20 protein-coding genes are annotated in these 21,540 nt (G+C 69.8%); 7 read left to right on the top strand and 13 right to left on the bottom strand.

The window, feature by feature from the left end; translation table 11 throughout:
• The first annotated feature begins 89 nt into the window (after positions 1-89).
• Positions 90-473: a nitrite reductase small subunit NirD gene (gene nirD, locus ABIN76_RS15500; protein ID WP_346960571.1), complete on the top strand. Its 384-nt coding sequence runs from the start codon at positions 90-92 to the stop codon at positions 471-473.
• On the opposite strand, the gene ABIN76_RS15495 is transcribed toward nirD, so the two are convergent.
• Positions 470-2,221 carry a phospho-sugar mutase gene (locus ABIN76_RS15495; RefSeq protein WP_346960570.1) on the bottom strand — a complete coding sequence of 584 codons (1,752 nt, stop codon included), beginning with the start codon at positions 2,219-2,221 and terminating at the stop codon, positions 470-472. The genes nirD and ABIN76_RS15495 overlap by 4 nt on opposite strands.
• Positions 2,222-2,532: 311 nt before the next feature.
• Between ABIN76_RS15495 and ABIN76_RS15490 the strand changes: the two genes are divergently transcribed.
• Positions 2,533-3,021, top strand: coding sequence for an Rrf2 family transcriptional regulator (locus ABIN76_RS15490; protein ID WP_346960569.1), 489 nt, complete (start codon positions 2,533-2,535; stop codon positions 3,019-3,021).
• A 44-nt stretch (positions 3,022-3,065) separates the two neighbouring features.
• Here ABIN76_RS15490 and ABIN76_RS15485 read toward each other — a convergent pair whose 3' ends face one another.
• On the bottom strand, positions 3,066-3,884 hold the full coding sequence (locus ABIN76_RS15485) for a purine-nucleoside phosphorylase (RefSeq protein ID WP_346960568.1): 819 nt from the start codon (positions 3,882-3,884) through the stop codon (positions 3,066-3,068).
• 82 nt (positions 3,885-3,966) lie between these two features.
• On the opposite strand from ABIN76_RS15485, the gene ABIN76_RS15480 reads away from it, so the two are divergent.
• Both ABIN76_RS15480 and ABIN76_RS15475 read left to right on the top strand, forming a co-directional pair.
• Positions 3,967-5,382, top strand: coding sequence for an NAD(P)H-quinone dehydrogenase (locus ABIN76_RS15480; RefSeq protein WP_346960567.1), 1,416 nt, complete (start codon positions 3,967-3,969; stop codon positions 5,380-5,382).
• Positions 5,383-5,403: 21 nt separating this feature from the next.
• A complete protein-coding gene (locus ABIN76_RS15475; protein WP_346960566.1) occupies positions 5,404-6,129 on the top strand; it encodes a hypothetical protein in 726 nt (241 codons plus the stop codon).
• A 99-nt stretch (positions 6,130-6,228) separates the two neighbouring features.
• Here ABIN76_RS15475 and ABIN76_RS15470 read toward each other — a convergent pair whose 3' ends face one another.
• On the bottom strand, positions 6,229-7,686 hold the full coding sequence (locus ABIN76_RS15470; RefSeq protein WP_346960565.1) for a benzaldehyde dehydrogenase: 1,458 nt from the start codon (positions 7,684-7,686) through the stop codon (positions 6,229-6,231).
• 125 nt (positions 7,687-7,811) lie between these two features.
• Positions 7,812-8,678, bottom strand: a complete 867-nt coding sequence (locus tag ABIN76_RS15465; RefSeq protein ID WP_346960564.1) for a right-handed parallel beta-helix repeat-containing protein — start codon at positions 8,676-8,678, stop codon at positions 7,812-7,814.
• A 276-nt stretch (positions 8,679-8,954) separates the two neighbouring features.
• Here ABIN76_RS15465 and ABIN76_RS15460 point away from each other — a divergent pair, with 276 nt between their 5' ends.
• Entirely contained in the window at positions 8,955-9,494 is a 540-nt protein-coding gene (locus ABIN76_RS15460; protein ID WP_346960563.1) for a flavodoxin domain-containing protein, read from the top strand.
• On the opposite strand, the gene ABIN76_RS15455 is transcribed toward ABIN76_RS15460, so the two are convergent.
• Positions 9,491-10,129 carry a hypothetical protein gene (locus ABIN76_RS15455; protein WP_346960562.1) on the bottom strand — a complete coding sequence of 213 codons (639 nt, stop codon included), beginning with the start codon at positions 10,127-10,129 and terminating at the stop codon, positions 9,491-9,493. The genes ABIN76_RS15460 and ABIN76_RS15455 overlap by 4 nt on opposite strands.
• 172 nt (positions 10,130-10,301) lie before the next feature.
• Between ABIN76_RS15455 and ABIN76_RS15450 the strand changes: the two genes are divergently transcribed.
• Complete coding sequence (locus ABIN76_RS15450) at positions 10,302-10,682, top strand: hypothetical protein (RefSeq protein ID WP_346960561.1); 381 nt, start codon at positions 10,302-10,304, stop codon at positions 10,680-10,682.
• 94 nt (positions 10,683-10,776) lie between these two features.
• Here the strand turns inward: ABIN76_RS15450 and ABIN76_RS15445 are convergent, their stop codons facing one another.
• The 6 genes from ABIN76_RS15445 to ABIN76_RS15420 all read right to left on the bottom strand — a co-directional run bounded on the left by ABIN76_RS15445 (position 10,777) and on the right by ABIN76_RS15420 (position 18,084).
• Positions 10,777-12,327, bottom strand: coding sequence for an FAD-dependent oxidoreductase (locus ABIN76_RS15445; protein ID WP_346960560.1), 1,551 nt, complete (start codon positions 12,325-12,327; stop codon positions 10,777-10,779).
• Positions 12,324-14,543 (bottom strand): molybdopterin oxidoreductase family protein, encoded by a 2,220-nt coding sequence (locus ABIN76_RS15440; RefSeq protein ID WP_346960559.1) that lies wholly within the window; start codon positions 14,541-14,543, stop codon positions 12,324-12,326. The genes ABIN76_RS15445 and ABIN76_RS15440 overlap by 4 nt, the downstream gene beginning before the upstream one ends.
• Positions 14,544-15,992: an MFS transporter gene (locus tag ABIN76_RS15435; protein ID WP_346960558.1), complete on the bottom strand. Its 1,449-nt coding sequence runs from the start codon at positions 15,990-15,992 to the stop codon at positions 14,544-14,546.
• A 247-nt stretch (positions 15,993-16,239) separates the two neighbouring features.
• Complete coding sequence (locus ABIN76_RS15430) at positions 16,240-16,941, bottom strand: thioredoxin domain-containing protein (RefSeq protein ID WP_346960557.1); 702 nt, start codon at positions 16,939-16,941, stop codon at positions 16,240-16,242.
• Between the two features lie 43 nt (positions 16,942-16,984).
• Positions 16,985-17,761 (bottom strand): cation transporter, encoded by a 777-nt coding sequence (locus ABIN76_RS15425; RefSeq protein ID WP_346960556.1) that lies wholly within the window; start codon positions 17,759-17,761, stop codon positions 16,985-16,987.
• Positions 17,758-18,084, bottom strand: coding sequence for a winged helix-turn-helix domain-containing protein (locus ABIN76_RS15420; protein ID WP_346960555.1), 327 nt, complete (start codon positions 18,082-18,084; stop codon positions 17,758-17,760). Before ABIN76_RS15420 ends, ABIN76_RS15425 begins: the two co-directional genes overlap by 4 nt.
• 189 nt (positions 18,085-18,273) lie before the next feature.
• Between ABIN76_RS15420 and ABIN76_RS15415 the strand changes: the two genes are divergently transcribed.
• A complete protein-coding gene (locus ABIN76_RS15415) occupies positions 18,274-19,686 on the top strand; it encodes an MFS transporter (RefSeq protein ID WP_346960554.1) in 1,413 nt (470 codons plus the stop codon).
• Positions 19,687-19,842: 156 nt separating this feature from the next.
• Here the strand turns inward: ABIN76_RS15415 and ABIN76_RS15410 are convergent, their stop codons facing one another.
• Positions 19,843-20,574 (bottom strand): glutamine amidotransferase, encoded by a 732-nt coding sequence (locus ABIN76_RS15410; RefSeq protein WP_346960553.1) that lies wholly within the window; start codon positions 20,572-20,574, stop codon positions 19,843-19,845.
• Between the two features lie 33 nt (positions 20,575-20,607).
• Positions 20,608-21,540: biotin/lipoyl-containing protein (locus ABIN76_RS15405; RefSeq protein WP_346960552.1), on the bottom strand; the 933-nt coding region annotated here is incomplete at its 5' end.

Genomic DNA, 21,540 nt, shown 5'->3' with positions numbered 1-21,540 from the left:
CACATTGGCCGCATGCCGTTGAAACACCGCGGTCCTAGCGTGGGGTGATGGCCGCAGCAGTGGCCGAACGAACCTTGAGAGGGGCCAAGATGACTGCCGTACTGGAAAGCGCAGCCCGCAGCTTTGTGGAGCGCGTCGCAGGAGAAGGCGGAGCCGGCTGGCACCGGGTATGCGCCGTCGAGGACCTGGAGCCGGGCTGGGGCGAGGCCGCGCTGATCGCCGGACGCCAGGTGGCCCTGATCCGGACCGCCGCCGGTGAGGTTTTCGCCGTCGAGCACGCCGATCCGGCCACCGGGGCCCACGTTATGGCCCGCGGCATCACCGGCTCCCGCGGCGCCCGCCCCACGCTGGCCTCGCCGCTGCACAAGGAGGTCTACGACCTCGGCACCGGGGAGTGCCTCGGCAGCCCGGAGCTGCGCCTGGGCACCTACCCCGTCCGGGTCACGGACGGCTTCGTCGAGGTGGAGCTCTAGAGCCCCAGCGCCTCCTGCACGTCGGCCAGGACCCCGTCCAGGGCGGCGCGGGCCTCGAGCCGCGCCTGCGGCAGTTCGGCGGCGGATCCGACGCTGCGGATCACCTCGAGGTAGCACTTGAGCTTTGGTTCGGTGCCGCTGGGGCGGATGATGACGCGGCTGCCGTCCTTCGTCAGGTAGAGCAGCCCGTCCGTGGGCGGAAGCTGTTCGCTGCCTTCGGCCAGGTCCGCGGCGGTTTCGACGGCGGAGCCGCCGAACGAGTCCGGCGGGCTGACCCGCAGCCGGTTCATCATGGCGTCCAGCAGCCCCAGGTCAGCCACCCGGATGCTGAGCTGGTCGCTGGCGTGCAGGCCGTGCACCAGGTAGAGCTCGTCCAGGGTGTCAAAGATGGTCTTGCCCTCGGCCTTGGCAGCGGCCGCGAGCTCGGCGATCAGCACGGCGGCGGAGATCCCGTCCTTGTCCCGCACCAGTGACGGCGCGACGCAGTAGCCCAGCGCCTCCTCGTAGCCGTAGAGCAGGCCCGGCACCCGGGCGATCCATTTGAAACCGGTGAGGGTTTCCTCATGGGCGTAGCCCGCGGCGGCGGCGATGCGGGCCAGCAGCCGGGAGGAAACGATCGAGTTGGCGAAGACCCCGGCCGTGGAACTGCCATCGGCAGCTTCGGCGGCAGCCAGCCGGGCCACCACGTGAGCCCCCAGCAGGGACCCCACCTCGTCGCCGCGCAGCATCCGCCAGGCGCCGGTGTCCGGGTCCTTCGCAGCCACCGCGGCGCGGTCGGCGTCGGGGTCGTTGGCGATCACAATGTCGGCGTCCACCCGGGCCGCGGTTTCCAGCGCAAGGTCCAGCGCGCCGGGCTCCTCGGGGTTGGGGAAGTTCACGGTGGGGAAGTCGGGATCCGGTTCCGCCTGCTCGGCCACCAGCGTGACGTCGGCGAAGCCGGCGGCCTTAAGCACGGAGACGGCGGTCTCGCCGCCCACCCCGTGCATGGGGGTCAGGACGATCTTCAGCTCCCGGGCGGGGAAGCGCTCCGGCGCAGCCAGTGCAGCGACGGCGGCCTCATAGTCGGCGGCGATGGAGGGATCCAGCACCGTCCAGCCCTCGGCGGCCAGGACGATCGAGTCCAGCGCGCCGACGGCGTCGATCTCGGCGGCGATCAGCGCATCGTACGGCGCCACGATTTGGGCGCCCCGCCCGCTCTCCTCGACCGCGTGCCGGCCCAGGTAGACCTTGTAGCCGTTGTCCTGCGGCGGGTTGTGGCTGGCCGTGACCATCACGCCGCCGTCGCAGTCCAGGGCGCGGACCGCGTAGGCAAGCAGCGGCGTGGGCAGCGCCGCGGGCATCAGGAACGTCTCGATGCCGGCGGCGGTGAAGATCGCCGCGGTCTCCTCGGCGAAGATGGCCGAGTTGTGGCGGGCGTCGTAGCCGACGACGGCGCGCGGCCGGGTTCCCGGCGCGGACTGCGCGACGGCGGTGCCGAGGAAGGCGGCGAGGCCGGCGGCGGCGCGGCGCACCACCACGCGGTTCATCCGGTTCGGTCCGGCCCCGAGGGCCGCCCGCAGTCCCGCGGTGCCGAACTGGAGCGTGCCGCTGAAGCTGTCGGCGAGTTCCTGCCGGGCTGCCGCGACTCCCTCGTCGGAGAGGCGGACCAGCTCGGTCAGGGCGGCGGCGGTCGCGGGATCCGGGTCCTGGGCCGCCCATGTGCGGGCGTCGCTCAACAGTTGGGCCAATGCGGCATCGGAAGACGTCATGGGTACCAAACTAGCGTCAAACGGCGGCGCGGTGCGTCCCGACAAGCGCGGGCCGGGCTTACAGTTCCATCACACCCGGGCCGGCGGAAGTCCCGTCCGGTCCCGTCCCGTGCCCGCGGGACGGCCAAGCCGGCACCGTCTTGGCGCCCGCCGAAGAGCCCGCCGAGGTGACACTTCGCGGCAGTGTTTTCGGCCGGAACTGCCGCGAACTGCCAGCTCGGCGCAGGGTCAGCGAAAGATCCGCGCAGGACCGGGGCGCCGGGGCAGGTGCTCATTGACACCCGATTTTCCGGACACGTAACGTCTGGAATATGAAAATGGGCCGTGGGGTGGAGTGGGCTTTGCACTCTTGCGTCAACATGTCGTGGACGCCGCCGGGGGAGGCCGTGAACAGTGCCCGGCTGGCGGCTTTCTACAAGCTGCCCGCGGCGTACCTGAACAAACAGCTCCAGGCCCTCGTCCGGGCCGGTATCTTGACCTCGGTCTCGGGTCCGCGCGGCGGCTTCCACCTGGCGCGCCGGCCGGAGAACATCTCCGTGCTGGACGTGGTGCTGGCCCTGGAAGGAACGGAGCCGGCCTTCCGCTGCGAGGCCATCCTTGGCGACATGCCGGACGCGGACCGGCAGGAGAACTTCGTCCGGACCTGCCTGATTTCGCAGACCATGCGGCAGGCGGAGCTGGCGTGGCGGCAGGCACTGGCGCGGCAGACCATTGCCGGAATCGCCGACTCGATGGAACGCCGGTTCCCCGATGACCGGGCCAACGCGGTCCGGCAGCTGACCCCCGCCCCCGGCAGCTGACCCCCGCCCCCGGCAGCTGACCCCGCTGCCCAGGGGCGCCCGGCTCAGAGCTTGGCGATGATCTCCGCGAGCAGCTTGGAGATGCGCGGGCCGGCAGCCTGGCCGGCCTCAAGGACCTCGGCGTGGCTCAGCGGCACCGGGCTGATACCGGCGGCGAGGTTGGTCACCAGCGAGATGCCGAAGACCTCCATGCCCGCGTGGCGGCCGGCGATGGCCTCCAGCGCGGTGGACATGCCCACCAGGGACGCGCCGATCCGCTTGGCGTACTGCACCTCGGCCGGGGTCTCGTAGTGCGGGCCGATGAACTGGGCGTAGACGCCTTCGTCCAGGCTGGGATCGACTTCGCGGGCCAGGCCGCGGATCCGCGAGGAGTACAGGTCGGTCAGGTCCACGAAGGTGGCGCCTTCCAGGGGGGAGGTGGCGGTGAGGTTGATGTGGTCGCTGATCAGCACGGGGGTGCCCGGCGCCCAGTCCTCGTTCAAGCCGCCGCAGCCGTTGGTCAGCACCAGCGTCTTGCAGCCGGCGGCGGCCGCGGTGCGCACGCCGTGCACCACCGCGCGGACGCCCTTGCCCTCGTAGTAGTGCGTGCGGGCGCCCAGCACCAGGGCTCGCTTGCCCTCACGGGTCAGCACCGAGCGGATGGTGCCGACGTGGCCCACCACAGAGGGGGAGGAGAAGCCGGGGACCTCGTCCGCGGAGAGCGTGGCGGTGGTCTCGCCGATCAGTTCGGCGGCGTCGCCCCAGCCGGAGCCGAGCACCAGCGCGACGTCGTGGCTGTCGACGCCGGTCTCTTCGGCGATGTAGTCGGCGGCGGCGCGGGCGGCGTCGAAGGGGTCCGTGTTAAGGAATTCTGTATTACTCACTGGTACAAGCTACCGTGCCGCTCCCGCCCAGCCCAGCATCTTTATTGGTGGCGCCGGTCCGGATGATGGACAATGGATGATTGTGACTACGCATCCCGATTTCACTGCACCCCGTATCGCGATTCTGGGCGGAGGGCCCGGCGGTTATGAAGCCGCCATGGTCGCCGCCTCACTGGGGGCGCAGGTCACCATCATTGAGCGCGCCGGGCTCGGCGGATCCGCGGTGCTGACCGACGTCGTACCGTCCAAGACGCTGATCGCGACGGCGGACCTGATGACCCGCGTGGGCGAGGCCGGTGAACTGGGTGTGAAGTTCGACCTCGACGGCGGCGACTGCAGCCCGACGATGCGCGCGGACCTCAAGCACATCAACGACCGCCTGCTGGGCCTGGCCCGGCAGCAGTCCTCCGACATCCAGAAGGGCCTGGAGGGCCAGGGCGTCCGCATCCTGCTCGGCTCCGGCAAGATGCTGGACAACCACACGATCGAGGTCCTCACCGCCGCGGGCACCGAGACCATTGAAGCCGACGCGATCCTGCTCGCCGTCGGCGCCCACCCGCGCGAACTGCCCACGGCCCGCCCGGACGGCGAACGCATCCTCAACTGGGCGCAGATCTACAACCTGGACGAGCTGCCCGAGGAACTGATTGTGGTGGGTTCCGGCGTCACCGGTGCCGAATTCGCCTCCGCATACAACGGCCTGGGCTCCAAGGTCACGCTGATTTCGTCCCGTGACCGGGTCCTGCCCGGCTCGGACACGGACGCGGCGGAGGTGCTGGAGGGCGTCTTCGAACGCCGCGGCGTGAAAGTGCTGTCCCGGGCGCGCGCCGAGACCGTGGAGCGCACGGATGACGGCGTCGTGGTCACCCTCGGCGACGGCTCCAAGGTCACCGGCAGCCACTGCCTGGTGGCCGTGGGCTCCATCCCGAACACCGCCGGGATCGGCCTGGAGGAGGCCGGCGTCGCGCTGACCGAGAGCGGCCACATCAAGGTCGACGGCGTCTCGCGCACCACCGCCCCGAACATCTACGCCGCGGGCGACTGCACCGGCGTGCTGGCCCTCGCCTCGGTCGCGGCCATGCAGGGACGCATTGCGATCGCGCACTTCCTCGGCGACAGCGTCACCCCGCTCAAGCTGCACCAGGTGGCGTCGAACATCTTCACCTCCCCGGAGATCGCCAACGTCGGCGTCTCGGAGGCGGAGATCGACTCCGGAAAGTACCAGGGCGACGTCGTCAAGCTCTCACTGCGCAGCAACGCGCGCGCCAAGATGCGCAACCACAAGGACGGCTTCATCAAGATCTTCGCCCGCAAGGGCTCCGGCACCGTGATCGGCGGCGTCGTGGTGGGGCCGAACGCCTCCGAGCTGATCTTCGCGATCTCCCTGGCGGTGACGCAGAAACTGCACGTTGACGACGTCGCCAGCACCTTCACCGTCTACCCGTCGCTGAGCGGTTCCATCTCCGAGGCGGCGCGGCGGTTGCACGTCCACATGTAGCAACTAACGGAGGCAGTAGCCATGCAGAGTCCCCGCACCCTGGTTGAGTCCGTGGAACAGCATCCCGCGCTGCCTTCCGGACCGGAGGAACGCTTTGCCGGCTACGGCGTGATGGGCGTTCCGTTCAGCTCCGGCTACATCCTGGCCCTGCGGCGTTTTGCTGCGTCCTCCGTCGGCCCGGGCTACACCTCGGTCTGGATCCGTGACCCCGCCGGTGTCTGGACGATGCACAGCACCACCGCCGCCGCGTCGTCCTGTCCCCGCTACTTCGGCAGCGCGCTCGGGGCCGCGTCCACCGTCGGTATTTCCCTCCGGTGGCATGACGACTACTCCTTCCACGTGGAGGTAGGTGACGGGGTGGACCTGGCCTGGGACGTGACACTGGCTGCGACGCCGGTCACCCGGCTGATGTCGGCCGTGGCGGGGTCTGTCCCCGAGCCACTGTGGCGCAACCGGACCTTCCTGCGCGCCATGGGCGCCGTGGCAGGCCCGATGCTGGGCGCCGGGCACATCGGGCTGACGGGCAGGGTGCCCAACGGCCAGACGTTCGGTGCGCGCCCGCGCCGGATGTGGTTTATCCGCGACAGCACAGCGCACTTGCGGGGCCATAGCCTGGGGCAGGCTTCGGCGCTGCCGGTCCAGGACAGGCTGGGGGACTTCTGGATTCCCCAGCGCGGCATTTTCATGATCGGTTCTTCGGTGTTCGAGCCCTTTGACCCGGCCACGCACCTCGCCGCGGAACGCTGAACCACCTAGGGCACTGACGCAGGGAAGCAGAGGAGGCAGGGGTACAGCGGCAGCCGCCGTCGTCCCCCCGCCTCCTCCCGCGAAAAACGGGCACGGGCCTTAGAACGGGTACGGTGCGATGTCCGGGCGCATGGTGAGCCACTGGATCTCGGTGAAGGATTCCATGTTGGCGTGGTGGCCGCCGATCCGTGAGCCGTTGCCGGAGTTCTTCGTCCCGCCGAAGGGGGAGTTCGCCTCGTCGGACACCGTCTGCTCGTTGATGTGGACCTTGCCGGAGTCCAGCCGGTCCGCGATGGTCATGGCCATGCCGACGTCGCCCAGGATGCCGATGGACAGCCCGTATTCATTGTCGTTGGCCAGCGCCACGGCCTCGTCCAGGGTGGAGAACTTCATGACCGGGGCCACGGGGCCGAAGATTTCGTCCTTCCACGCGGGGCTGTCCTCGGCCAGGTCCACCAGCACGGTGGGCTGGTAGAACCGGCCGTCGTGGGTGCCGCCGGCAGCCAGCCGGGCGCCGGCCTGCACCGCGTCCTGGACAATCCCGTCCACCCGGTGCAGCTGGCGTTCGTCGATCACCGGGCCGAGTGCCACGGTGCCGCTCTTCGGATCTCCCACCGGCAGGTGCCCGGCCTTTTCGGCGAGGGCGGCGACGTAGTCGTCGTAGATGTCCTCGTGCACAATGTGCCGGCCGGCCGCCATGCAGATCTGGCCCTGGTGCATGAATGATCCGAACGCCGCCGCGGAGGCCGCCTTGGCCAGGTCGGCTCCGGGCAGCACGATCAGCGCGTTGTTGCCGCCCAGTTCGAGGTGCGCGCGTTTGAGCAGCCGGCCGGCGGTTTCGCCGATCTTGCGGCCGGCCGCCGTCGATCCGGTAAAGGCGATCACCCGGACCTCGGGGGCCTCGACGACGGCGGCGCCGATCTCCGCGCCGCCGGGGAGCAGGGAGAGCAGCCCCGGCGGGAGGCCGGCCTCCTCGAAGATCCGCATTACGGTCACGCCGCCGCAGACCGCGGTGCGGGGGTCCGGTTTGAGCAGCACGGCGTTGCCGAGGGCCAGGGCCGGGGCGACGGCGCGGATCGAAAGGATCAGCGGGAAGTTGAACGGCGCGATCACCGAGACCACTCCCACCGGCCGGCGCCGGGCGAAGGACCAGCGGTTTTCGTTGGAGGTGAGCACGTCGCCGGCCGGGAGCGCGGGCAGCGCGGAGGCGTCGTAGCATTCGTTGGCGGCGATGTGCGTTTCCAGCCCGGCCTTGGGTGGGATGCCGCCGGATTCGCGGACGATCCAGTCCTGGATTTCGGCGGCGTGCTCCTCCCAGAGCAGGCCGGCGCGGCGCAGCACGGCGGCCCGGTCCTCCGGGTTGCGGGCGGCCCACTCCTTTTGTGCCTTGGCCGCGGCCGTGGCGGCCTCGCGGACGTCGTCCACGGAGGCGACGCCGTAGCTGCCCAGGGTCTCGCCGGTGGCTGGTTCGACGGCGTCAGCTGTCCCGCCGCCGCCGGTGCGCCAGCCGTTGAGGTAGATCTTGCCCTCCCAGAGGGCGGAGTCGAGCAGGGACATGACGTGGCCTTTCATCGTGGGATGTCGCTTGACCGAAGCCTACCGAAGCGGGACCGCCGCGGCACCCGAGCCGCAGGCGTGCGCAGGGCACGCCTGCGGAGTGCCCTGCGCCGGGACGGCCTGGCTTAGCCTGCGTTGACGAACTTGATGCACTGCCCCTGGTTCTTGAAGGCCGGCACGAAGCTTTCCCAGCCGCCGTCCTTGCAGCTCTGGGCCGACAGCGGCACGACGACCTTGTCTCCGTTGCGCTGGTCCCACGCGGACATGCCGTTATTCGCCGTGCTCAGGGCTGCCATGGACGGGTACCGGTCGGCGCTGGTGTTGGCGAAGACGACGAAGCCCCACTCGCTGGGCTGGGCCGCGTCTCCGGCGCGGTTGTCCTGGAAGGTGAAGTTGGCGTTGTCGATCAGGAAGTCGCCCTTGGTGTTGTACAGGGTGTTGCCTTCGATCAGGCCGCTGCCGTTGGGGTTCAGGTAGGCGCCGCTGCGCAGCGAGTGGAAGGTGTTCCCGCTCAGTGTCAGCCCGGTGATGCTGCCCTGGGTGACGACGCCGCGGTTGGCAATCCAGCTGCTCATCGGCAGTGCCTGGCCGGGGCCGTAAACGGTGGTGCCGGAAATGGTGACATCGGCGGCGCCGACCTGGATAAATTCCTTGGGGTAGGCGGCGTTGCTGGTGATGGTGAGGTCCGTCAGGCTCGATCCGGCGGCGGCGAGCAGGACGGTCACGGCATCAGAGGTCTGCGTAAGGGTGGCGCCGCTGGTGCCTGTGACCGTGACGTCTTTGTTCACGGTGGTGGTGCCGGACACTGTCAGTGCGCCCTGGACCTGGATGGTGTCTCCGGATTGGGACGCGTCCACGGCGGACTGGATGGAGGTGTAGCTGCAGCCCTCGGCACAGACGGTGTGGAGCGCGGCAGCGGAGGCCGCCGGCGCCGCGATCCCGGCTCCCGCGAAACCGGCGGCAAGGAACACGGCAAGGAATGGCTTTTTCAAAAGAGGTCCCCCAGAACTTGATGTGGGCGGAAACCGTCCTCGGCCCCCGCGTCCCCGCGCAGGTCCCCTTAGGTTTCCTGCGGCAGGATTTCAGCTAACCCTAAAACACTGATCGCGCCCGAGTCGGGTACCGGAGTACTTGTTTTTCTGGTGGCCACTACTTGGTTTCGTGCCGCGGCCGGCGTTGCCGCCCGGGCGCTCACATAGGCCCCCTCCTGGCCCGCAGGGTGACGTTCGGCCCTAGCCCCGGCCCGGCAGGCGCGGGCACGGTGGACCATGGCCAACATCTACCTTCCGTTCGGGACCGTCGAGGGCCAGACCGCCCGGATCGCCGAGTACCTCGCCTACGTCATCCGTGAACACGGCCACGAGGCACGGGCCGCCGACCTCCAGACCTCGGGCACCGCCCTCCCGGACGACTACGACGGCGTCATCGTCGGCGCCTCGGTCCACATGGGCAAGCACGAGGCGGTGGTCACCGACTTTGTCCGCGCGAACAAGGCCGCGCTGGAACGGCTGCCCTCGGCGCTGTTCTCGGTCAGCCTCGCCGCGCACGGGGACGAGGAGAGCGCGGAAGGCTACGTGGAGAAGTTCGAGGAGGAGACCGGCTGGCGCCCGGCGCACGTCGGCCTGTTCGCCGGCGCGCTGCCCTATACCCAGTACGGCTTCCTCAAGCGGCACATGATGAAAAGGATCGTCAGCGGCCAGGGCTCCACGGATACGGACCTGTCCCGCGACTACGTCTATACCGAGTGGGACAGCGTCCGGCGCTTTGCGGAGGACTTCCTGGCCGGGCTGCCAGCAGCCGGCGCTTAGACGGCCGCGGCCCGCACGTTCCCCGTCGTCGAACTTCCCCGGGCCATCCGGGCGGCCACCAGGTAGACGATTCCGGTGATCAGCGGGATCACGCTTGCCGCGGCGAGCGAGGCTATGGGGCCCGACCGGCCGAGCACGGTGATCAGCAGCGGCAGCGCCCCCAGCGCCAGCAGCAGCCACCCCGCCGGGGCGGGGCGCTTCAGCCCGAGGACGGCGGCCGGGAACGCCAGGGCGACGACGCCGACAGCCAGCACCGGCCCGTTCACTTCCTGGAAGCTGCGCGCCGTCGCCGGGTCGACGGCGAACCACACGCAAAGCGCGACAAAGGCCGCCGTCAGTGCCACCAGCAGGGGAGCGGTCCCGGCCGGCCAGAACCAGGCAAGGACGGCAAGGACCAGCATCGGCGCCGCCCAGGTGAGGATCATCATCAGCCCGGCAGACCCGCCCGGTTCCTCCAGGGCGTAACCGCCGATGAACGCGCCGCCGAAGACGGTGAAGACCGCCATCAGCACTACGCCCGTCCTCGTCAGTACGGTCGCCCGCCGCCGCGGATCCTTCTGCCGGTTGAAGACAACTCCAAGCACGACGGCGACCACGACGACGGCGGCCACCGCCAGGATGATGGGGACGGACACTGGTGCCTCCTGGGTCGACAGGAACCTGCGCCCATTGAAACCTTGCCGGGAGGCGAAGCCAAGGGGACAAAGACCTGATAGGCGTGGACCAAACGGTCGACAATTCCGGTGCGGGCGACCAGGGATTAAGTCCTCTATACCCGGCCGTGGGGCCTATGCCAGAGTGTCCGCCATGGGAAAATCCCGCAGAAATGACGGACCGTCCGCCGGCCTTGTAGTCGCGCTGATCGCCATTGCGCTGGTGGTCGCGTTCTGGCAATGGATCCTGCTCGGAATCATCCTCTACGTACTTGTCCGGATCCTGTGGAAGGTCCATCTGAGCAAGAACGCCGCCCCGTATCCGGCGCCGAGAACGCAGCGGCCGCCCATGCCCCAGCCCGTCCTGGCCATGCCTGTGCCCAGGGGCGGCCGGGGGCCCTTAGCCAAGCCCAAGCCCATGCCGGCGCGTGAGCTGCCGGCACCGGACTACCTGCCCAGATGGACCACCACGCGCCGGTTTTATACTGATCGCGAGCATGATGACTGGCAGAAGCAGTTCGACAGCGTGGCTTAGCGAAGCCCCGTCGGAGGCGCGGGTGCACGGGTGCGGGAGTGATCGCTCCTGAACTTGGCTTCGGTATAGGTCTGACGTCAGTGCAGTCAGGCCCTCAAACCTCTGCGCCCTGGAAATGCTTCTCGATAATCCCCTTGATGTCCTCGTGGCAGCCCCCGCAGCCGGTTCCGGCGCGGGTGGAGGCTGAGACCTCGGCCACCGTCCCGCAGCCCGAGGAAACCGCGGCGGCAATGGAAGTCCCGCTCACCCCGGCGCACCGGCACACCGTGCGCTCCGGATCGGCCGCAGCAGCCGCCGTCTGGTCCAGGCCGTCCAAGCGCAGCAGCAGCGACCGGTCCGCGGGGAGCTCGGCGCCGCGCTCGAACAGCTGCACCAGCTCGGCCGCGGTGCGGGGCATGCCCACTGCCACCAGGCCCTCGAGTACGCCGGCCCGGGTGGTCATCTTGACGTAGCGGCCGTGCTCGGGATCGGCCCACTGGGCCACCTGCAGCCGGGCCCGGCCGCCCACGGCCCCGGCGGTCAAAGCCTCCTCGTCCCACGGATCGGCGGAAACATCCCCGGCCACCGCCATGGTCAGGCCGCGTGCCTTCAGCACCAGCACACCGGGCTGTTCCGCAGGTAGCGGCGGCAACGCCTCCGCCTCGACAGCGCCGGAGGCCAGCAGCGTCAGGTACGCGGCCAGCCATTCGGCCTGCCGCCAGCCCGGTCCCACCAGCCCGGACGGGCCGCGGGCGCTCCGGCAGGCCACGCACTCCGGGTCGGGGCAGCGGACCTCGGCGCAGTCGCCGATCGCGAAGATGTGCGGTTCGTGGTGCGCCCGCAGCCGGTGGTCCACCAGGATGCCCGCCCCGGTCGACAGGCCGCACCCCTCCGCGAGCTCCGTCCGCGGCCGCACGCCGCAGGAGAGCACCAGCAACTCGCCGTCGATCGCGGAACCGTCCGCCAGCAGCAGCGCCGAGAAGCCGCCGTCGGCCCCGGTCTCCACAGCAACCGACCGCGCGTTGCCAGCCACCTTCACGCCGCAGTTCCGCAGCGATGCCGCGAGCACCGCGCCGCCGCCGCGGTCGATGTTGCGGCCCAGCGGGTGCGGGCCATTGTGCACCACGGTGACGGTGGCGCCTTCCTCGGCCGCGGCCAGCGCCGTCTCCAGGCCCAGCACCCCGCCGCCCAGGACCACCACGCGCTTGCCGCCGGCCACCGCCGCCTGCAGCGTCGACGCATCCGCCAGGTCCCGCAGCGCCGTCACGCCGGCGGGCAGAACCGGGGCGGCCGGATCCGGGTTGAGGCCGGTGAGGTTGGGGATCACCGGACGCGAACCGGTGGCGAAGACCAGCCGGTCGTAGCCGGGGGAACTGCCGTCGCTGAGCAGGACCCGCTGCCGGGCCCGGTCCACCCGGCGGACCCGGACGCCCAGCCGCACGTCGAGGCCCTCGGCAACCAGCGCCGCTGCGTCCGCCAGCGCGAGCGCGCCGGCCGTGGCACGCCCGACGCCCAGGTCGGCCACCAGCACCCGGTTGTAGGCCGCTTCCGCCTCCTCGCCGACCACCGTCAGTTCCACCAGACCATCCCGCACCGCGGGCAGCAACTCGTCGATCAGCCGCGCCGCCACCGGGCCGAAGCCCACCACCACAATCCGCTCCGTCATGGGGCACCTTCCATCTGCAGAACTTCGGCCTGCCCTTTTTCGACCCGGGAGCCTGCCACGGCCGGCCGCACCCACACCTTGCTGGTCTTGAACTCCGGCATCCCGGAGATCGGATCCGTGGCGGCTTCGGTGAGTCGGTTGGCGCTCTCCAGGCCCGGGAAGTGGAACGGCAGGAACACGGTTTCCGGCCGGATCCCCGCGCTCAGCTCCGCCCGGCACAGGACCTCGCCGCGCCCGTTGGCGATAGCGACGAGGTCGCCCTCGACGATGCCCTGCGCCGCGGCGCTCGCCGGGTGGATTTGCAGCCGGGCCTCGGGCCGGGCGGCGGCGAGGGCGGCCACCCGGCGGGTCTGCGCGCCGGACTGGTAATGCTCCAGCAGTCGGCCGGTGATCAGGGTCATCGGGGTGCCGGCCGGGCCAGCGCTCGCCGGGCCGGCGGCCGTCTCGGTGAGCGAAGGCGTCCGACGGCGGGGCGCCACCGGAGTGAACACCGCCCGGCCGTCCGGATGGGCGAAGGAGTTCAGGAACAATCGCGGCGTCCCGGTGCTTCCGGCCGGGTAGGGCCAGTAGGCTTCCTCGCCGCGGTCCAGCAGGGCGTAATCGATTCCGGAGTAGTCGGCCAGGCCGCCCGCGGAGGCGAGGCGGAGCTCCTCGAACACGGTCTCCGGGTCCTCGCTGAACGTTGACGGCGCGTCAAGCATTGCGGCCAGCCGGGTCATGATCCAGAGTTCGCTGCGCACCCCGGGCGGGGGAGCGATGGCTCGGCGGCGGCGGAGAACCCGGCCCTCGAGGTTGGTCAGGGTGCCTTCCTCCTCTGCCCACTGGGTGACCGGCAGGATCAGGTCCGCCTCGGCCGCGGTCTCGGAGACAAAGAAGTCGCAGACCACCAGGAAGTCCAGGCTGCGCAGGCCGGCAATCACGGCGTTCGCATCCGGTGCGGAGACCGCCACGTTGGCGCCGTGCACGAAGAGGCAGCGGATGCCGTCGGGCTGTCCCAGCGACTTGAGCAGTTCCACGGCGGGGATGCCCGGCCCGGGGATCAAAGCCTCCGGGACTCCCCACACGGCGGCGACGTGGGCGCGCGCGGCGGGGTCGGTGATCTTGCGGTAGCCGGGAAGCTGGTCCGCCTTCTGGCCGTGCTCCCGGCCGCCCTGGCCGTTGCCCTGGCCGGTGAGCGTGCCGTAACCGCTGCGCGCCGAGCCCGGCAGGCCCAGCAGCAGGGCGAGGTTGATGGCGGCGGTGGCGGTGTCCGTGCCGTCCACGTGCTGTTCCACGCCGCGGCCGGTGAGAATGTAGCTGCCGCCCTGCCGGGAGCCCTCGGCCAGCCGGCGGGCGGTGTCGCGGATCAGCCCGGCCGGGACCCCGGTGAGGGACTGCACGCGCTCGGGCCAGTAGGGGGCGACGCTGCGGGCCAGGGCGTTGTAGCCGGCGGTCCGCTCCGCGATGTACCCGGCGTCGGTGAGGCCCTCGTGGACCACCACGTGGGCCAGGCCCAGCAGCAGGGCGAGGTCCGTGCCCGGCAGCGGCTGCAGGTGCAGGCCGCCGCCGTCGGCCGTGAACGCCGCGGTGGCGGAGCGCCGCGGGTCGACGACGATCAGGCCGCCGGCGTCGCGGGCGCCCTGCAGATGCTGGACGAAAGGCGGCATGGTCTCGGCGACGTTGGAGCCAAGCAGCAGGATGGTGCTGGCGGTATCGAGGTCCGCCAGCGGGAACGGCAGGCCCCGGTCCAGGCCGAAGGCGCGCATCCCGGCCGCGGCGGCCGAGGACATGCAGAACCGGCCGTTGTAGTCGATCCGCGAGGTGCCCAGCGCCAGCCGGGCGAATTTGCCCAGCTGATACGCCTTCTCGTTGGTGAGTCCGCCGCCGCCGAACACCCCGACGGCGTCCGGCCCGTACGCGGCGCGGGTGTCCCTGACCGCCGCGGCGGCGAGCTCCAGCGCCGTTTCCCAGCTGACCGGGCGGTGCACGCCGTCGGGGCCCTTGAGCAGCGGCTCGGTGACGCGCCCCGGGTGCTCCAGCAGCGACGCCGAGGTCCAGCCCTTGCGGCACAGCCCGCCGCGATTGGTCGGGAAGTCCCGGCCGGCCACCTCCAGCGGAGCCTCCTCCGGCCGTGCCGGTGCGGCCGCTGCAGCCGCCGCCGGCACCGCCGGAGCGGTCAGCGTCATGGCGCACTGCAGCGCGCAGTACGGGCAGTGGGTGGCGGCGCCGTCGGCCATTTAGACGTGTCCTTTGCCGTGGCGTGCGGCGGGGCGCAGGTAGCAGGCCCAGCAGACGGCCAGCATCACGAGGTAGGCCGCGACGAAGCCGTAGAAGGCCGGAGTGTAGGAGCCGCTGGCGGTGTTGGAGGCGTTGAGGACTTGGGGGATCACGAACCCGCCGTAGGCGCCGATCGCGGAGATCAGGCCCAGCGCGGAGGACGCCAGCCGTTGGGTGTTCACCGTGCTGGCCCCGGAGAGGGCTGCCCGGCTGTGCAGGGCGAAGATCACCGGGATCATCCGGTAGGTGGCCCCGTTGCCGAAGCCGCTGGCCGTGAACAGGGCCAGGAACAGGGCCAGGAAGAGCCAGAAGTTGCCCAGCGGCAGGGTCCAGACCATGGTCAGGGTGATGACGGCCATCGCGGCGAACGCGGTCACGGTCATCCTCGCGCCGCCCAGCCGGTCCGCCATCCGTCCGCCGTAGGGCCGGGCCAGTGAACCGACCAGCGGGCCGAGGAACGCCAGCGACAGGGCCACCGTACCGACGCCGATCGAGGAGAACGCCGGGAAGTAGTCCTTGATGAGTTTGGGGAACACGCCGGCGAAGCCGATGAAGGAGCCGAAGGTGCCGATGTAGAGCAGGGCCATGATCCACAGGTGCGGTTCCTTGACCGCGGCGAGCGAGCCCGCGACGTCGCCCTTGGCGCTGGTCAGGTTGTCCATGTACTTCCAGGCGCCGAATGCGGCGAGCAGGATCAGCGGGATCCACATCAGCCCGGCCACCGGCAGGTTCACGGTCCCGGCGGCCAGCACCGTGATGGCGACCGGCACGGCGAGCTGGGCGACGGCGGCGCCCAGGTTTCCGCCGGCGGCGTTCAGCCCCAGCGCCCAGCCCTTTTCCCGGGCCGGGTAGAAGAACGTGATGTTGGCCATCGAACTGGCGAAGTTGCCGCCGCCGAAACCGGCCAGGGCCGCCACGAGCAGCATGACGCCGAACGGGGTGCCGGGGTTTCCGACGCACAGGGCCAGTCCGGTCGAGGGGATCAGCAGCAGCAGGGCCGAGACGATCGTCCAGTTCCGGCCGCCAAAGCGCGGAACCATGAACGTGTAGGGGATGCGGAGCGTCGCACCAACCAGGCTGGGCATCGAGATCAGCCAGAAGATTTCGTTGGTGGAGAACCGGAACCCGGCCGCGGGAAGCTGGACCACCACGATCGACCAGAGCTGCCAGACCACAAAGCCCAGGAACTCGGCGAAGATGGACCAGTTCAGGTTCCGGCGCGCGATGCCGCGGCCCAGCGACTCCCACTGGCTCTTGTTCTCAGCGTCCCAGTTCGCGATCCAGCGGCCCGGGCGGTACTCGAGGGCGGGGGCGCCGACGGCGGTGCCGACGGGGCCGCCGACGGCGGTGCGCTCGTCGTGGTTCGGGGAGACGCCGGTAGCGGCGTCGGCAATACGTTCTGCAGTCACGGGGACCTCCTTCGCGGTGTCCCTCAAAACTAGGGACACCGCGTTTCCGGGAGGCTCGCGCATTGTTAACGTGCTGTGACGTTTGCCTATCGGCACTTTTGTGACGGCGTGAGGCCTGAGCTCTTCAGCGCTTCGATGACTTGGTCGGCGCGCCCGCATGGCCGCCGGGTGTCGGGTAGATCCGGCAAGCGGGCTCCCCGCTGGGCGGCCCGCTGCGGAAGGAGCCGGTTCCGGTCCGGACTCCGGCCTACTTTGCGGCGTCGGTGAGTTTCTGGCGGAATTCTTCTTCGCTGTTGAGGATGAGCTTTTTGCCGTTGAGGAAGAACGTGGGTGTCCCGGTCACTCCCAGGGCCGTGCCGTCCGCGACGTCCTGGCGGATCCGGGCTCTCGTCTTTTCATCCGCCACGGCGGCGTCGTAGGCCGCCAGGTCCAGGCCGAGCTCCTGCGCGAAAGTCCTGAACACGGCGCTTTGGGAATCATGCTTGTTGCCCCACTGGGGCTGGGTTTCGAACAGCTTTGCAGCCATCTGCTCGTACTGGCCCTGCGCGGCCGCGGCTTCGACGGCGAGGGCGGCGTTTCCGGAGTTCCGGTGCCCGGGGAGGGGAAAGTAGCGGTGGACGAACGTGATCCGGTCCCCGTACTCCTGCTTCAGCTCCTGCACGAGCGGCTCGGCCGCGTGGCAGGATTCGCACTCGAAGTCCAGGAACTCGACCAGCTGCGCCTTCTCCGTGGCCGGGGAGGTCACCCGGTGGCTGTCCTCCCGGACGAGCTGTGCGTCCGCGGCCGCAGGCAGGGGTGCGGTTGCGGGTTCGGTGGCGGTGAAGACCGCGTACCAGATCAGGCCGCCGGCGACGATGAGTCCGAGCAGGACCCAAATCAGCAGGCGGGCCGTCCGGGCCGTCCTTGTCGGGCCGCTGGGGGACGGCGTTTTATTCAGGGCTCGTGTCATGGATGGCGGCGCTGTTCTCTTCGTTGCGGGCAGGGTCTACGGCTCAGCCATGCCGTGGCGGCATGGAGAGTGTGACAACTTTCGGTTCGGGACCGGATCCGCAACCCTCGCAGCAGCCAGCAGCAGCGCCGGTCGGGGTCGCGTCGGGGGCGCCGGCAACGTGCGCGTCGCCGTCGTCGGCCGCGGCGTGGGGGAGAGCGCAGCAGGCGTCCCCGCGCCACGCGTTGATGCCTTCGCGGATGGCGATCCCGGCGATGACCAGTGCCGCGCCGGCGTCCGCCCACCACCATCCCAGCGTGCTGTTCAGGACGAGGCCGAGCAGCAGGACCGCGGAGAGGTACGTGCACAGCAGCGTCTGTTTGGAATCTGCCACCGCGGTCCTGGAGCCGAGCTCGCGGCCGGCCCGGCGTTGCAGCCAGGACAGGACGGGCATGACGGCCAGGCTCAGGGCGGCGATGACGATGCCCGGGATGGAGTGCTGTGCCTCGCCGCCTCCGGTCAGCGACCTGACGGAGTCCACGGAGACGAACAGTGCCAAGGCGAAGAAGGAGATCGCGATGATCCGCAGGGTCAGGTGCTCACGCCGTTCCGGGTCTTTCGCGGAGAACTGCCAGGACAAGGCGACCGCGGAGGCGACCTCGATCACCGAATCAAGTCCAAAGCCGATGAGGGCGGAGGAATCCGCGACGTTGCCTGCCCAGAGCGCGACGACGGCCTCAACGACGTTGTACGTGATCGTCGCTGCCGCGAAAAGCCGGATGCGCCGGCTGAGGGTGGCACGGCGGGCGGCGGTAGGGGCTGCTTGGATTGTTGTGGTCATGCCAGGCACGTCCCGTCCGGGGTGCAGCAGGCGGGGTCAACGGTCAACACGACGCCGAGCAGGTCACTGATCGCGTGGCCCAGCCGGGCATCGGCGAGCTCATACCGGGTCCGCCGGCCGTCCGGGACGGCCACCACCAGGCCGCAGCCCCGCAGGCAGGTCAGGTGGTTGGACATGCTCTGCCGCGAGACCCCCAGGGAATCGGCGAGCTCCGAGGGGTACGCGGGCGCCTCCGCCAAAGCCAGCAGAATCCGCGCCCGGGTGGGGTCGGAGACCGCGTAGCCGAACCGGGCCAGCACCGGGGCGTATGTGAGGGTTTCCATCCCCTCAAAGTACATCGCAGGATGTATTCAAGCAATTTTGTATTGAGCCGTATCCGGACGACACGCAGCGTCCAAATAGCGGAACATTTGTCCATTGGGTGGACGCAAGGAACTATTATTGGAGTTATATCCATTCCTTAGCCGGCCTCTCTCCGCAGTGCGGTCCGGTCTTCATGAAAGCGTCACTACATGTCATCCACTGCCACTTCAGCGGAGCAGGGGTCTGCCAAGCAGGTGAACTCGCGCGGCCGCGTGATCGTCGCCAGCCTGATCGGCACCACCGTTGAGTTCTACGACTTCTACGTCTATGCCACGGCCGCCGTGCTGGTCTTCCCGAAGCTCTTCTTCCCGGGCCAGAACGAAACCACCCAGCTGCTGAGCTCCTTCGCCGTCTTCGGTGTCGCATTCATTGCCCGCCCGCTCGGCTCGATCGTCTTCGGCCACTTCGGTGACAAGTTCGGCCGCAAGGGGACCCTCGTCGCTTCGCTGCTCACCATGGGCATCGCCACCTTCCTGATCGGCTGCCTCCCGACGGCGACCGTTCCCGGCTGGACCTTCTGGGCACCGGCACTGCTCGTCGTGATGCGCTTCGCCCAGGGCCTCGCCCTCGGCGGCGAATGGAGCGGCGCGGCCCTGCTGGCCACCGAGAACGCCCCGGCGAACAAGCGCGCCATCTACGGCACGTTCCCGCAGCTGGGCGCGCCGATCGGCTTCATCATCGCCAACGTCATCTTCCTGGTCTTCAGTTACACCCTGTCCCCGTCGGCCTTCGAGGCCTGGGGCTGGCGCGTGCCGTTCCTGCTCAGCGCCGTGATGGTCATCATCGGTCTCTACGTCCGCCTCAAGCTGATCGAAACCCCGGCCTTCACCAAGGTCATCGAGTCCAACGAGGTCGCCAAGCTGCCGCTGGGCCGCGTCTTCAAGAGCAGCTGGCGCCAGCTGATCCTGGGCACCTTCATCATGCTCGCCACGTACGTGCTCTTCTACCTGATGACCACGTTCACGCTGACCTACGGCACCCGGGCGTCCAGCCTGGCCGCAGCCAAGGCCGCCGCCGAGAAGGCCGGCAAGCCGATGACCGAAGCGGCAGCCGCCGCGTTTGTCCCTGGCCTGGGCTACACCCGCAATGACTTCCTCTGGATGCTGATTGCCGGCGTCGTGTTCTTCGGCATCTTCACCCTGGTCTCCGGCCCGCTGGCCGAGAAGTACGGCCGCCGCAAGATGCTGATCGCGGTCACCGCCGGCATCTTCGTTTTCGGCCTGCTGTTTGTTCCGCTCTTCAGCGCCGGCTTCGCGGGGACCATGGGCCTGCTGATCATCGGCTTCTCGCTGATGGGCCTGACGTTCGGTCCGATGGGCGCGCTGCTGCCTGAGCTGTTCCCGACCAACGTCCGGTACACCGGCTCGGCCATCAGCTACAACGTCTCGTCCATCCTGGGCGCGGCCGTGGCACCGTTCATCGCCGTCTGGCTCTGGGAAATGGCGAAGGGCAGCCCGGTGCTGGTGGGTGTGTACCTCACGGCTATGGCCGTGCTGACGCTGATCGCCCTGTTTGTGAGCAAGGAAACCCGCGACCTGGACTACGAGAACAACGTAGCCTGACGCTCCAGCCCGGTTCATAATCGAAAAGCCCGGTGTGTTCTGCGGACACGCCGGGCTTTTCCGTGTCGCGGGGCGGTTGCCGGGCAAGAACCGGGCGGTACGGCGACGGCGGTCGGCTGGCGGTACGGCGACGGCGGTCGGCTGGCGGACGGGTCCTTACCGCGCGTAGCGCTCCACAAAGTTGCGCAGGATGGCCATCGGCTCGGTGACATTGTGCTGCCTGGCCTGCGCCATCAGCTCCTCGGCGGAGTCGGGCGGGAAGTAGCCCGCGTGCCGGTAGATGTCGATCCGGGTGGTGAGGCCCTGGACGTCGAGCTCGGGGTGGAACTGGGTGGCATAAAGGTTGGACCGGATCCGGAACATCTGCACCGGGCAGGCCTCGGAACTCGCCAGCAGCACCGCCCCGCCGGGCAGCACGGTGCACGCTTCCTTGTGCCCCACGAACGCCGTGAACTGCTCCGGCAGTCCGCGCAGGAGCGGGTCCTGCTGCCCGGCGGAGGTCATGCTCACGGTAACGCCGCCGAGCCCCTCGCCGTAGGTCCGGTCGATCACGGCGCCCTGGTGCAGGCCGAGGGTGCCGACGCCGTAGCAGGCGCCCAGAAACGGGAAGTCCTCGGCCACGATCCGGTCCAGCAGGGCGAACAGTTCGCGCTCCACCCGGTGCTGGGTGCCGCTCTTATGCTCGGCCGGGTCGCTGGAAGTGAAGGGGCTGCCGCCGACAATCACGCCCGAGTACTCGCTGAGCTCCAGCAGGGGCAGCGGCGCGGCCTCCATCCGGATCCGGTGCAGCTGGGCCTCGGCCAGGCCGGTGTAGCGCAGGTAGGCGAGGTATTCGTCGTCGGCGGCGGCGTCCTCGGCGCGGGAGGCGAGGAGCAGGAATGGCTTCACGTAACTAAGTCTGCCCCCGCCGCACCGTTGCCGCTATTCGGCCGCGTCGCCGTCCTCGATCATGGCGATGACCGCGCCCGCGGACACCGTCTCGCCGGCAGACGCGGAGAGCCCGATCACGATGCCGGCGCGGTGCGCGGTGAGAGGCTGTTCCATCTTCATGGCTTCGAGCACGACGACGAGGTCGCCTTCGGAAACCCGCTCGCCCTCGGTGACGGCCACCTTCACGATGGTGCCCTGCATGGGGGAGGTCAGGGCGTTGCCGCCGGCCGGTGCCGCCGTGCCGGCGCTCCGAGAGCGCTTCTTGGCCTTCGCCGGCTTGCCGCCGCCGCCGCCGGAAACGGTGCCCAGCGAGGCCGGCAGCACCACTTCGAGGCGCTTGCCGCCGACCTCGACGACGACGCGCTGGCGTTCGCCGACGTCGGCCGTTTCCGCTGCGGTGCCCGCAGGCGTCCAGGCGGGGATGTCGTTGACGAAGGCGGTCTCGATCCAGCGGGTGTGGACCTTGAACGGGCCCTCGGCGGGGGCAAAGTCGGGGTTGGAGACGACGGCGAGGTCGAACGGGATGACGGTGGGGATGCCCTCCACCACCATTTCCTCCAGCGCCCGGCGGGAGCGCTGCAGGGCCTGTGCGCGGGTGGCGCCGGTGACGATCAGCTTGGAGAGCATCGAGTCGAAGTTGCCGCTGATGACGTCGCCCTCCTCCACGCCGGAGTCGATCCGCACGCCCGGACCGGTGGGGTTCTTCAGTCCGGTGATGGTGCCGGGGGCGGGCATGAAGTTCCGGCCCGGGTCCTCGCCGGTGATGCGGAATTCGATTGAGTGGCCGCGGACCTCGGGATCGCCGTAGCCGAGCTCCTCCCCGCGGGCCAGCCGGAACTGCTCGCGGACCAGGTCGATCCCGGTGACTTCCTCGGAGACGCAGTGCTCCACCTGGAGGCGGGTGTTGACCTCGAGGAAGGAGAT

This window comes from uncultured Arthrobacter sp., from assembly GCF_964021775.1.
In the GTDB taxonomy this organism is placed as follows: domain Bacteria; phylum Actinomycetota; class Actinomycetes; order Actinomycetales; family Micrococcaceae; genus Arthrobacter.
Note: the sequence above shows the minus strand (reverse complement) of the source record. Positions and strands in the feature narration are given on the sequence as shown.